Origin of the sequence: Enterococcus sp. BWR-S5 (assembly GCF_016745255.1) — a bacterium.
In the GTDB taxonomy this organism is placed as follows: Bacteria; Bacillota; Bacilli; order Lactobacillales; family Enterococcaceae; genus Enterococcus_L.
On sequence record NZ_JADOEQ010000003.1, the window covers coordinates 281,427 to 294,255 of the forward strand.

Sequence of the window (12,829 nt, forward strand, 5' to 3'; positions counted from 1 at the left end):
AAGACTGGAAGATGCTTTGTTCCAGTCTTTTGATTTTTTATTCTGTTTGCCTAGCCCTTAGGTGTCGGTAAGATGTTTTCCACTTCACCATGTGGACGTGGAATAACGTGTACTGATACCAACTCCCCAATTCTTTGAGCAGCTGCAGCTCCGGCATCTGTTGCTGCTTTAACGGCACCTACATCACCACGAACCATTACAGTTACGAGCCCGCCGCCTACAAATTCTTTTCCAATCAACACAACATTTGCTGCTTTAACCATTGCATCTGCTGCCTCAATTGATCCTACTAAACCTTTTGTCTCGATAAGTCCTAAAGCTTCTGATTTCATTACATTTCCTCCTGATTGTTTTTAATAATATATACTTTGGATTTAGAATTTAATCCCATAGCATTCGCTTCTTCAACGTCTAGATGACACTCCAGACGAAAATCCTTACTGACTCGAATCACTACGTTGTCAAAGACTCCGCCGCGTTCGCCAGTCAATTTAATCATGACACGTTCACCATCTGCCACTTGATAAAAGTGTGCATCTTCCGGTGACATATGGATATGCCGCTGTGCGACAATCACGCCTTCTTTCAATGTTGCACTGCCGGCTGAGCCAACAATTGTAATTCCCGGTGTACCAATGATTTCTCCGGATTGCCTGACCGGAACCTTTAGCCCCAGCTTGAAACAATCTCCTGTCATTACCTCCACCTGAGAAGCTGAGCGAGCAGGTCCCAATACACGAACTTTTTCAATAACACCTTTAGGACCGCAAATCATTACGGTTTCCTTGCAAGCATATTGACCTGGCTGAGAAAGCTCTTTTAGCTTAGTCAGCTGATATCCTGTACCAAACAATTGGTCAATCTCATTTTGTGCTAAATGAATATGACGATTAGAAATACCTAGTGGAACACCAATATCTTCTGATGTCTTCTCTGTTTGCAGGATATTAATGAATAACTGTAATAGTTCTTTCTGATTTTTCAACTTGGTTATTCACCGCTTTCCTTAAAGAATGACACGAGCTCCTTAATAAGAGACTCCATATCAGCACTCTGAGCATTTGTACGTTGAGTCGTTTGCACTGTAGAATACTGATTTTCTGCATAAGGATTATTTATAGGTTTAATGCCACATGCCATTCGCTTAATATTTATCAAATGCTCAGGCGTAACATTGTCAGATGTCGCACTGCCACCCCATGTACCGCAGCCTAATGTAAATGCCGGAGAAATTGCTGTGCTTGCACCAACTCCTCCTTGTGTGGAGCCGGTATTAACGAGGATTCGGAAAACTGGTTTTTCAGCAAACTTCATTAATAATTCTCTATCCTGTGTATGAATGGCAAAGCTATGTCCGACACCGCCATTATTCAAAAGTGCAATACTTGTTTCACAAGCTTCTTCCCAATCCTTGACTGTGTAAAAGCCAAGTACAGTTGTTAGCTTTTCATAAGAAAGCGGATAGCCTTCTCCGACTCCGTTTTGTCTACCCAAAAGCACTTTCGTGCCATCAGGAATTGATATACCTGCTGCCTCAGCAATAACCTTAGGGGAACGCCCGACAAGCCGAGCATTCATCGCATGTCCCTTCACAAACAACTTTTGAGAAACTTTTGCTGTTTCTTCCTCTGTCATGAAGTAGCCACCTTGCCGTTGAAACTCTGAAACAACTTGTGATTCCAGCTCTTCTTCGACAATTACTGCTTGTTCGGAAGCACAAATGGTACCATTATCAAAGGTCTTACTTGCGATAATATCTGCTACTGCTTGTTTAATATCCGCCGTTTTTTCAATATAGCTAGGTACATTCCCCGGCCCAACACCTAGCGCCGGCTTTCCGACACTATATGCAGCCTTAACCATTGCGGCGCCTCCTGTAGCAATAATCAACGCTACCTCTTCGCTGCGCATCAGCTCATTTGTTGCCTGCATTGAAGGTTTTGAAATGCACGTTACAATATTATCCGGTGCCCCAGCAGAAACTGCTGCATCATTCATTAGTTGAGCAGCTTTCATTGTTGCTTTCAACGCAGACGGATGTGGCGAAATCACAATCCCATTTCTTGCTTTAATTGAAATAATTGCCTTATAAATAACTGTTGAGGTTGGATTAGTTGAAGGAATAATTCCCATCAGCAATCCCATAGGCTCTGCTATTTCAATAATTTTTCTTTCCGGATCATCCTTGATGACCCCGACAGTTTTCATATCTTTGATGAACTGATAAAGCTCAGTAGAGGCATGATGATTTTTGAATATCTTGTCTTCGACCTTTCCGAATCCAGTCTCCTCAACTGCCATTTTTGCTAGTAGTACTGCGTTCTCTTGGGCAGTCTCAACCATCTTACGGATGATTGTATCAATTTGATTGGCAGTGAAATGTGCCAGCTCCGTTTGAGCCTTCTTACCTTTCCTAGCCAACGTTCTAGCTTCTTGAATCGATTCTAAATCATAATCATAATTTTCCAAGTACTTTATTCCTCCTTCCTTGATGCCAGTGGTTCCTATCAAACCTATTGCTCTTTGTTCATTTGATTCTTACGTCCTTCTTTCAGACGTTTAATCAAGGTTGCTCGATTCGCTTTCTTGATGGATTTAGCAGACATATTTACACTAGTATCCTTTTCTGCCAAGTTCCGCAGCTCCTCTATAGAGAGTTTGACCAACCCATCATCAGAATAAGCTTCTTGAATAACCTCATCTTCCACACTTACTCTATCAGGGGTTGCTACATCCTCTATCTCATGTGTTACAATTTGCAAAGCTTCGTTTTCGTTTTCAGCCCTATATTTTTCTTGAACTGATTTTTCAGGAAAAAGTACTGAACTGACTTCTGTATGTGGTCGTGCAATTACGTGCCTTGAGATTAGCGCTTCTTGCCCGAATGCCAACACAGCTGCTTCACCGGCATCGACAGCCGCTTTGACTGCCCCAACATCACCGGATACAATAATGGTTACCAAACCTCCGCCAACAAGTGCTTTTTCAATCAACTCAACCTGCGATGTTTTTAACATGACATCCGCAGATTCTATAGCGGGAATCAAGCCCTTTGTTTCAATTAATCCAATTGCCTGCACTAAGTGAGCCCCCTTTCTTTTAGTTCCTCTGCTTCATTCTATATCGCAAGCTTAAGCCCTCGATATTTTGATAAGCCTTAAGAACGAACATAGAATATTTTTGCTGTTCCTATTGCTGAACGTTCCAGTTGTATGCCGGCAGGAATAGAGACGATATCGCCTTTCTCTGCTTTATAAGCTCTTTCATTGATTTTCACAATCAATTCTCCTTCTAAGACAAGGTTTACTTCCTCAGATTTTGTTTTGATGCAAAAATCAGTATCTTGTATCGCCAGCAGTCCTGCTTCCAAGGTATCCTTTTTAACTAAAACCTGCCCGCATAGTTGCTTATTGTCTTTTTGGGAGGAAGACATTCTAACTGTTTTTCCATAAATAATTTTTACTCCGGATTCGTCTTGATGAGCCTCATAAGGATCATCCTTCAGAGAAGTAATTAATGCCTGTAAAATATCTTTATTCCCTAGTAGTTGCAGAATACTGTTAACCGCTTCATCCGAATCCAACTGAGCGATTGTCTGATTGGACTTTTCAGGCTGTTCAATTAAACGAATGCCCTTTTCCTCAGCAAAATCAATAGCTGCAGGTGTAATAATTGTATCCGGAGCTACCACACATTCCTCTTCTTGTTCTGCTAACAACTGCTCCATATCAGCCATGGAAATAAGCTTTTTCAAAAAATATCACCTCTTTACAATTAAAATCGGCAATCTTCATCAATGATACCGATAACAGCTGCATCGATTGGCAGTACATTATCTTCAAAAATTCTGCCGGCAGAAGATCCTTGACAAATGATTACTCTATCTCCAATACCTGCTCCAATCAAATCAACAACAATCAGTCTCTGCCCTTGGGCTTCCGCATCGATTACTTCAGCCAGCATGAATTTTAAGCCATTTAGTGATTCAATTTTCCTTGTTGCCCAAACATTATCTACTAATTTCGCTGCCAACATCTTAATCACTGCCTCTGCTTTTTTTCATTTTCAATTTAATATCATTGACCGCTGTTTCTACTGATGCGGTATCGCCAATCAATGCTAATAAAACCATATTCTGTGGGCAGCTCCCTCTAATATCCACAGCTGTGATTCCAGCTGCTTTTTCAGCTAAGTCTGCCACATACACCATGTCAATCAGCTTGCCTTGTATCAAACCAATGGCGTCACAGCCTGCCAAAATATCTTTTCCGGCAGCGCTGCTCATGCCCATTCTTCTGCTGATTATCTCTAAAGCACCTGATGAAGGTGATTGAATTATTCTAAAATCCATTGCCGTTCCCTGCTTTCTTAGACTAATGTCTGCTGTTTGCAGCTTAGTGCAATCCCCAAAGGTGTTACAAACATAGGATTTTCAGGCTTGTATGTTGAAATTCCTGTTTTAGCTTCAATAATTTCCTCAATGCCCGTCAAGCAGCAAGTACCACCGACCAGATAAATTTCATCAACATCATGTTGCCGGATTGAATCAATGACAATTGTTGACACTTTCTCAATTACCGGCTTCAAAATTGGCAGCAGCTCAATGTGATTGGCTTTGTTTCTCTTGAAAACATCAGCTTCTTCAAACGGCAGCTGATAGGCTCCTGCAACAACCAGTGAAAAATGTGTTCCTCCTGTTGGTTCGTCTAACACTTCAAGAACATGTCCATCTTTCAGTATCGTGATACCGGTAGTACCTCCACCTATATCAACAATTGCCCCGTTTTGAATGTTCAGCACTTCATTCGCCGCTGTCGGTTCATCCAGCAACGCTGTGATTTCAAAACCAGCTGCCTCAACTACATGTCGGATAACACCATGATCCAACGACTGTGTACCTGGCGGCAGAGCTGCAGCACAATAAGTCAGTTCTGTTTGAAGCTGTTGCTCTAACTCCTGCTTCAGCTCGGAAACAATACGAATCGCTCCTAGGTAATCAACAATCATGCCGTCTTTCACTACATCTGCATATTGATAAGCGCCTGCAACAGGTTTTTTCTGCTCATCAAGTACCGAAATCACGATACAGGATGTACCCAAATCAACACCGGTGTAGTAACATTTTGATTTACTTTTTTGAGGATGCTCAATTACTTCCTCAAATGCTGCAATCAATTTATCGCAATAACTAAATACCTTTTGCTTTTCCTGTACTGTCATTTTTCCCCACCTATCGCTCTATGAATCAATCCTTCTAAAATACGACATCCAATATCAATTCGCTCTACAGCGAAAGCCCGCTGTTCCGTTTCTGCTGTTTCTTTCTCATCATTCTTTGTTGTTAGTTCTGCTTTAAGCAGATTTAACTCAGCAATTAGAAATTGCAACAAAGCTATCGTCCTACCCTTCGGTAATTGAACATGAAAAGCAGATATATTGTGCTTCTCATCTGCACTCAGAGAGCAATCTGACAGAAGCTCAGGCAACTCAGATTGAGAGCCTTCCTTTTCTATATCCGCCAAATAGCTTTCCAATAGCATAACCTGCTCCGCAATATATATATCCTCATCTGTAAGAAAACTAACAATAAGGAGGAATGATGCCAAAACTTTTTCAAGCCTTGGTTTCAAAAAAGAAGAGATATTATTGCCTTTAAAACAAGCTTTTTCCGTTTTTCTTGCTTCTAGCTGTTCTTTTTGAGCGTCGGAAATTCGGATATTTCTATCAAGCAGAAATTGCCTGGCTTCAGGAGTCAGCCTTGTTTTCTGTGCTACTTCATATTCAGTGAAATGAGTGCGTCGATAACTCATGCGCAGCTCTGATTCAGTGATAAAGTACATGATCGACTCCACTCCTTTCTACTTTAAATACTTCAATAACGTTTTTCTAAAAGCTGCAAAGTCTTCTGAAGATAAATTATCAAGAACCACTGTTTCTTCTACACCGGCTTTTTCCAAAAAGCTTAAAGCTTTTGACATCGTTCCGTGCTCTTGTCTTCCAATAACCAGTCCAATTACAGGACAATTGAAGGAGGCGGCAAAATTGGGCGGGTACAGACTTTCCTGTGCTTGACTATGCACTAAGAAAAGTACACACCCAGCGGTTTGAGCAAGTGTTAAAATGTAGCGGTACATTGATACATTTTCTAAATATTGAGCAGGTACATCAATTGTGCAGCTTCCATAAATCGCATCCTGCCTTTTTTTTAGCGGTTCAGTTGTTCCATTCAGCCAGTTGGCAATTGAGGATTTTCCACTACTTTGCGCACCAACAATCATGATTCTTCTCTTCATGTTTTTGTAACCGGCACGACAGTGAAGTTCAACATGTCACTTAGTACACTGTTTACTTCTCTAATCGCTGCTTCAACACTGGCTACATCTCCAGTTATGACTAATGAACCAGTGAATCGATCGAGAAACCCTATATCAACAGCTGAAGCTTTTGTAGCAACATCTGCAGCAATAATTGCAGTTTCTGATGGTGTAAATGTCATCAAGCCAACAGCATCTCCTGCTTCGACCCCTAATCGTTCACAGATATCTACCATTGGAGAAGCTAGAACATGGGCAAGAGTGACTTGTTTTCCCGGAACAGATTCTTGTATAATTCGCTGCATTCATGCTCCCTCCTAATGTCGAATAACCTTAACTGGAAAATCATAGTTGGAGATTTGTTCTTCTATCAAATCAAGATCCTCTTCAGACATGCTCAAATCCTCAGTAATTGGATAGATACGGTCAAGCTGATCGTATTTGTTTACACCCAACTTGTGGTATGGGAGCAGGTCTATTCCTTGAAAATTCCGCTTTTCTTTGTGAGGCATCAAGAACTCGATTGTTCGATGAATCGTATCCGGATCGTTATTCAGTCCTTTCATCAAAGGCATCCGAACCTTCACGTTATATCGTTTACGGAGGAGTTCTTCCATATTTTCAAGAATCCGTTCATTACGAACGCCTGTCAATTTTTGATGTTCCTGCGAATCAATATGCTTCAAATCGAATAAGAAAAGATCACAGAATTCTGCTATTTTTACTAAGGATTTCATTGGCGCATGTCCGCATGTCTCGATTGCAGTATGAATACCTGCGTTTTTACATTCCATCAAAAGGTTGGTCGCGAATTCAGGCTGCATTGTTACTTCACCCCCGCCAAGTGTCACGCCACCGCCAGATGTCTGATAAAATGGAATGTCTTCAATAGCAATTTCAAGCAGCTCAGAAATTAATTTATCTTCGCCTGAAATAGTAAAAGCCTTTTTAGGACAAACCTTTTCACAGGCTCTACAGCCACCGCAGTCAATCGTTCGGTCAATATAGTGACCTACTTCCGGATCCATTTTGTGTACCTGTAATGGACAGACTTTTACACAAGCACCACAGTCAATGCATAACTTTTTCTGAAACATTACCTGGTGTTTTTTTTCGATACTCTCCGGATTCGAGCACCATTTACAGCGCAGTGGGCAGCCTTTGAAGAAGAACAAGGTACGAATTCCCGGACCATCATAAATCGAATATTTTTGAATATTAAATATTCGTGCTTTTCGTTCAATTTGAATCACTTTTTCCATGTCCATCACCTATGTTCATTTTTCAGTTTCTATTAAAAATGCTCCAGCATTGTACGACTGATAATTTCGTCCTGTACCTCTTTACATAATTCAGTAAAGTATGCACTGTAGCCGGCCACTCGAATAATCAAATCGCGATAGCTGTCAGGGTCTTTTTGTGCTTCCTTCAACACTTCATTATCGACATAACTGAATTGCATTTCTCCGTTACCTAAAACTGATGCAGTACGTAATAATGTAATCAGCCCTTGTCGTCCTTCCGGTGTTTCCAAAATTCCTCGTAATAACTTGAAGTTATGAACCATTCCGATATTCATTGATGCAACATCCATTTTCGAAACAGATTTGATAATCGCAGTTGGACCTTTTTTATCTGCTCCTTGCGTTGGACTGATACCATCTGATAATGGTGCCCACGCTCTACGGCCATTAGCAGAAGCGCCCAACATTTCTCCGAATGGTGTATTATTTGAGATAGATAATGTTCCATGACTGAATACAGAATAAAGTGTCTTATATTGGGAATGGATTTTTTCAGTCCAGTTGACAATATCCGCAGCAATTAAGTCTGCATAATCATCATCGTTCCCATATTTAGGGGCATCGAGACAATCACGATGCAGCTCTTCGTATCCGCCAAAGTCAGCCTTCAAGCCATCTCGCATTTGCTCAAGCGTGTACTTTCCTTCATCAAACACCAATTTTTTGATAGCAGCCATCGAATCCGCATAAGTTCCTAATCCGGACCAAATCAAGCCCGGTCCCCAGTTATGGACACAACCACCAGCGGTCACATCCTTACCACTTTCCATACAGCCCTCCATCATCAATGACATCAATGGTTTCGGTGCTACGTCACGGTGAACACGTTGACTGATGACTGTTCCGACAGCGGATAGCTGGGTAATATAATGAATTTGTTTCTTTACAGCCTCTTCAAATTGCTCATAGGTGTTGAAGTTATTTAAATCGCCTAAATCCAAGCCTTGTTTTGAGTTGTGCCACAGCATCCAGCCGCGGTTCAATACGAATTCAATCGCAATTGGCCATTGCGTATATCCAGTAGATGTCCATTGATATAAACGCCCTGATTTTTGAGGCTCCACACAGCCCATTAAGCAATAGTCGCGTGCATCCTCCATACTAAAGCCTTTTGCCAACATCATCTTGATATGAGAATCATCAAAGTGACAAGCTGGGAAGCCCAGACCGGCACGAACGACATCAACAATTTTTTCCAAATATTTTTGTGGAGACTGGTTATGAATACGACAAGCCAGAGAAGGTTGGTAGACACCTACATGACGAACCGCATCCATCAATAGATACGTCAAATCATTACAAGCATCGCCGCCTTCACGCTTCACACCGCCCACACACATATTCACAAATGGTTGGTACCCGGCAAAGAACTTAGAACCACCCTCACTAGATACCCACATCATTTCGGAACACTTGATAAGGAATGCTCCGGCAATTTCAAAGGCTTCAAAATCGTTCAGTCTGCCCGCTTTTTTATCTGCTTCATAGAATGGATAAGTATACTGGTCAACACGTCCAACGGATAGACCTGTTTGGTTCTCTTCCACCATGAACAAGGATTCGATTGTCCAAACAGATTGCAGCGCTTCATGGAAAGTTGTCGGTGCATTTGCCGGTACTTTCGCATTGATTTCACCAATTTTTTCCAACTCATTTTTCCGAACCGGATTTGTTTCCTTTTGTGCAAGTTGATACGCATAGTCTGATAAACGTTTCGCATAAGCCATAACGCCTTCTGTTGTATCAAGAACTGACTTATAGTAATAAATACGGTCGATATCTTCTGGATTTTCCATTGACAATTCAGCCAGATGATCTTTTGCCTCTTGTTGGATATCCTTCATACCCTTTTTCATTAGAACAACGTCATACCCCGGATTAGAATCCCCGCCTCCGTTAATTTGGTGATAGGATAAATCGCTGACAAAGGCTTCTCCTGAGAATTCCCACAATCCAGCTTCACGGTATTGCTGTTCGCATATTTCATCTAAAGAGCGACCTTCCCAGTATGGAAAGAATTCCTCTCTCATAAGTCTCTTGTCTTCATCAGAGATATAAAACGGATCCTGTGGACGTTCATGAATTGTATCTAGCTCATCTCTTGTCCACCGCCAAGCAATATCCGGTGAAAATGCGCCTGCTCTAGGTGCACCACAAGGATGTCCGACAATTAGTTCGTCCTCCTGAATTAAAAGCGGAGCTGTTTCACAGGCTCTTCTAAATGCTTTTGCTCGCAGCATAATCGTTGGTAATCCAGGACTTTCCTTTGAAACCTGCGTAACAGCTTTCGCACGGTGAGTAGTAATGCTGGGGACAGCTGTTAGATAATTATCTTTCAGACGCTTAAGTCTCTGTGTCATACCTTCCGGATAGCTCTCAGGATTTTCTGATGCAACAGCCACTGAAGAATCATTTGCACAGCTGACCTTCACTCCTTCTCCAGGATTTTCCAGCTCTTGGGAAATTCCTTGGAACAGCTTCAGCATGGCAGCTTTTTCTTCCGGAGACATGTCTTTCGCTACATTTGTGAACTTTTCTGAAATATCTTTAATGTTCATTTCTTTCCCTCTCATTCCATTACTATTTAATAAACTTTTTTGTAGATTTCCTGCAGCTCTTCAAGAGAAGGTTCTCTAGGATTGGAAGGCGTACAACGATCATTAATCGCTGCTTGAGTCATGTACTCCAAGCTTTCTTCATACTCCTTTTGATCAATCGATAATTCTTTAAATCCTGCTTCTATTCCTACTTCTCTTTTTAGTTTCTTTATGGCATCTATATAGCTTACAACGCCTTCTCTCGTTGTCCTCGCGGGCAGCTGAAGTATTCTTGCCAATTTTGCGTACTTTTTAGCAGCTTCGGTATCAGCAGCTTCCTGAAGCCCAGCATTATAATCAATGACAGCCTCAAGAAGTATTGCATTGCATCGTCCATGAGCGAGGTGAAATTTACCGCCTACCGCATGAGACAGACTATGAGTAATTCCCAACCCAGCATTTGTAAACGCAATTCCCGCCATACATGATGCGTTATGAAGACGGTCTCTGGAATAAGAATTTTGAATATCTTTGTGAAGTAAAGGAAGATGTTCAAATACCAATTGAATCGTTTTTTCAGCCATCGCATCTGTAAAATCAGTTGCTTTGGAGGAAACATAGGCCTCTGTTGCGTGAACCAGAACATCAATCCCAGTATCAATGACAACTCTGTCTGGTACGTTTTTGATACAGGTCGCATCAAGAATCGCCAAGTCAGGGGCTATATATTCGTCAACAAGACAAATTTTGTCTCCTCCTGCAGTAATGACTGAAAAATCTGTCACCTCAGAACCGGTTCCGCTCGTTGAAGGAATGGCTACAAAGTAAGGACGTTTCTTTTTTGAATCAAGAAACTGACTTGCTGCGTAGAGAATTCCTTTCGCCGCATCAATAGCAGAGCCGCCTCCTATAGCTATCAAAATATCGGGCTCTGCTTTTTGAAAGGCTTTCAGCCCCTCTGCAATCACTTTAGTATCTGGATCAGGACGAATGCCGGTGAAGCTTTCTGTTCCAATTTGAGCTTTACGCAGACAGTCGATCACCTGGCTAAGATACCCCAGCTCAGCCATGATCTTATCAGAGACAATGAAGGCTTTTTCCCCTTTAAGCTTCTCTAATTCTTTCAAAGAACCTTGATTTGCAATAATCTTTGTTTTCAAAGTAAACTGATTGTTAATTGTTCTCACCTCATTATTCCAGGATGTCAATCATTCGTCTGATTACATCTTCAATTTCATCTAAATCAGTTTTATCCTCTTTCTTATCTTTTGCCTCGGTGCCATTAGTGATAAAAGGTTGAAGGCAATCCGATATATTTCGAACGCCGTAGCCTACTTTTCGAATGCGTGTTAGATGACGAGGAGATATATTATCAGATGCCTCATCAGTACCTAACGCTACACTTCCCAACGTCATAGATGGAAACAAATTAGTTGTCGCACCCATACCGCCAAAGGTTGAAGGTGTATTAACCAAAACACGAGAAACTGGCTTTTTCAACGCAAACTCTCGAATAACGGCTTCATCTTTAGAATGGATAACCAGCGTGTGGCTTTTGCCATTCTCCATCAAGAGCTCAATACATTTTTCACAGGCATGCTGCCAGTCATCTTCTACATACATGGCAACTACAGGACAAAGAATTTCTTGGGTAAATGGATTTGATTCAGAAATATACTCCTGCTCATATACAAGCAGCTTTGTTTCCTTTGGAACTGCTATCTGAGCAGTCTTAGCCAATGCAACAGCGGATAACCCAACAGCTTCCGCATTGATTGTCTTCTCTTGAGTAAACAAAACCTGTTCTAGTCTGGCTGCCTCTTCTTTATTAATAAAATAAGTTCCTTGTTTTAAAAATTCTGCCCTTACTTCTTCTATAATAGGGCCATCAACTACAATGGATTGCTCAGCAGCTGATACAATGCCGTAATCAAAGGTTCGACTGATAATAATGCTGTTTACCGCCTGGCGAATATCACAGGAGCGTTCGATAAAAACAGGTCCATTACCACTCCCCCCATAGATAAACGGCTTCGCAGCTTGTTTTACAATTGGCAACAGCTTGGGAACACCAGTAACCAATGCCAAAGCAGAATCCTCATGATTTATCAGTTCTTTCGTTCCGCTAAGGCTAACCATTTGCATGCATTGAATTGTTCCTTCAGGTAAACCTGCATTTTTACCAGCTTCACATAAAAGCGCTGCTGTTTGCTGAATCACATTTTTCGCTCTTGGATGCGGTGCAACAATAATTGGATTTCCGGACTTGATAGCAATCAACACATTATGAATGGTTGTGGCTGTAGGACTGGTAGCAGGCGGAATAGCAATTACAGGTCCGATAGGAATGCCAATATCAATCGTTTTATTACTCGTATCTTCATTCAAAACACCCACATAGCGTTCATTTCTCATTTTTTCAGGTAAATAATTACAGATAAATCTGTTTTTGACCTTTTTATCTGCTAAGCAGCCGTAACCAGTTTCTTCAACCGCACTTTCTGCCAACTGATCCGCTTGCTTGTCAATCGCTTTGCTCAGCTGCTCAACAATACTGTCTAATTGAGATTGAGAAAAGCTTAATAGGATACTAGCTGCTTCTCTTGCACTCTCAATACAAATTCTAGCCTCCTGAATGGATAAAAGATCATTATCAACTTTATACATTCATCCA

At 41.4% G+C, this 12,829-nt stretch carries 15 protein-coding genes; all 15 read right to left on the reverse strand.

The window, feature by feature from the left end:
* Positions 1 to 50 precede the first annotated feature (50 nt).
* The 15 genes from eutM to IW510_RS06210 all read right to left on the reverse strand — a co-directional run bounded on the left by eutM (position 51) and on the right by IW510_RS06210 (position 12,822).
* Positions 51 to 332, reverse strand: coding sequence for an ethanolamine utilization microcompartment protein EutM (eutM, locus tag IW510_RS06140; protein WP_086347653.1), 282 nt, complete (start codon positions 330 to 332; stop codon positions 51 to 53).
* The gene (locus IW510_RS06145; protein ID WP_202057854.1) at positions 332 to 985 is read right to left on the reverse strand and encodes a phosphate propanoyltransferase; all 654 of its coding nucleotides are present in this window, start codon (positions 983 to 985) and stop codon (positions 332 to 334) included. The genes eutM and IW510_RS06145 overlap by 1 nt, the downstream gene beginning before the upstream one ends.
* 5 nt (positions 986 to 990) lie before the next feature.
* Positions 991 to 2,469 (reverse strand): acetaldehyde dehydrogenase (acetylating), encoded by a 1,479-nt coding sequence (locus tag IW510_RS06150; RefSeq protein WP_202057855.1) that lies wholly within the window; start codon positions 2,467 to 2,469, stop codon positions 991 to 993.
* A 44-nt stretch (positions 2,470 to 2,513) separates the two neighbouring features.
* Positions 2,514 to 3,080 (reverse strand): BMC domain-containing protein, encoded by a 567-nt coding sequence (locus IW510_RS21545; RefSeq protein WP_202057857.1) that lies wholly within the window; start codon positions 3,078 to 3,080, stop codon positions 2,514 to 2,516.
* Between the two features lie 77 nt (positions 3,081 to 3,157).
* Complete coding sequence (locus IW510_RS06160) at positions 3,158 to 3,754, reverse strand: hypothetical protein (protein ID WP_202057859.1); 597 nt, start codon at positions 3,752 to 3,754, stop codon at positions 3,158 to 3,160.
* 20 nt (positions 3,755 to 3,774) lie between these two features.
* On the reverse strand, positions 3,775 to 4,035 hold the full coding sequence (locus IW510_RS06165; RefSeq protein ID WP_202057860.1) for a EutN/CcmL family microcompartment protein: 261 nt from the start codon (positions 4,033 to 4,035) through the stop codon (positions 3,775 to 3,777).
* A 1-nt stretch (position 4,036) separates the two neighbouring features.
* Complete coding sequence (locus IW510_RS06170) at positions 4,037 to 4,351, reverse strand: BMC domain-containing protein (RefSeq protein WP_202057862.1); 315 nt, start codon at positions 4,349 to 4,351, stop codon at positions 4,037 to 4,039.
* Between the two features lie 17 nt (positions 4,352 to 4,368).
* On the reverse strand, positions 4,369 to 5,220 hold the full coding sequence (gene eutJ / locus IW510_RS06175; protein ID WP_202057863.1) for an ethanolamine utilization protein EutJ: 852 nt from the start codon (positions 5,218 to 5,220) through the stop codon (positions 4,369 to 4,371).
* On the reverse strand, positions 5,217 to 5,840 hold the full coding sequence (locus tag IW510_RS06180) for a hypothetical protein (protein ID WP_202057865.1): 624 nt from the start codon (positions 5,838 to 5,840) through the stop codon (positions 5,217 to 5,219). Before IW510_RS06180 ends, eutJ begins: the two co-directional genes overlap by 4 nt.
* An 18-nt stretch (positions 5,841 to 5,858) precedes the next feature.
* Positions 5,859 to 6,278, reverse strand: coding sequence for a EutP/PduV family microcompartment system protein (locus IW510_RS06185; protein WP_202057867.1), 420 nt, complete (start codon positions 6,276 to 6,278; stop codon positions 5,859 to 5,861).
* 11 nt (positions 6,279 to 6,289) lie between these two features.
* The gene (locus tag IW510_RS06190) at positions 6,290 to 6,619 is read right to left on the reverse strand and encodes a BMC domain-containing protein (protein ID WP_202057872.1); all 330 of its coding nucleotides are present in this window, start codon (positions 6,617 to 6,619) and stop codon (positions 6,290 to 6,292) included.
* Positions 6,620 to 6,631: 12 nt separating this feature from the next.
* Entirely contained in the window at positions 6,632 to 7,582 is a 951-nt protein-coding gene (gene cutD, locus IW510_RS06195) for a choline TMA-lyase-activating enzyme (RefSeq protein ID WP_202057877.1), read from the reverse strand.
* Between the two features lie 26 nt (positions 7,583 to 7,608).
* Entirely contained in the window at positions 7,609 to 10,176 is a 2,568-nt protein-coding gene (cutC, locus tag IW510_RS06200) for a choline trimethylamine-lyase (protein WP_202057880.1), read from the reverse strand.
* A 26-nt stretch (positions 10,177 to 10,202) separates the two neighbouring features.
* Complete coding sequence (locus tag IW510_RS06205; protein WP_202057881.1) at positions 10,203 to 11,342, reverse strand: 1-propanol dehydrogenase PduQ; 1,140 nt, start codon at positions 11,340 to 11,342, stop codon at positions 10,203 to 10,205.
* Between the two features lie 4 nt (positions 11,343 to 11,346).
* The gene (locus tag IW510_RS06210) at positions 11,347 to 12,822 is read right to left on the reverse strand and encodes an aldehyde dehydrogenase family protein (protein WP_202057882.1); all 1,476 of its coding nucleotides are present in this window, start codon (positions 12,820 to 12,822) and stop codon (positions 11,347 to 11,349) included.
* Positions 12,823 to 12,829: the final 7 nt, after the last annotated feature.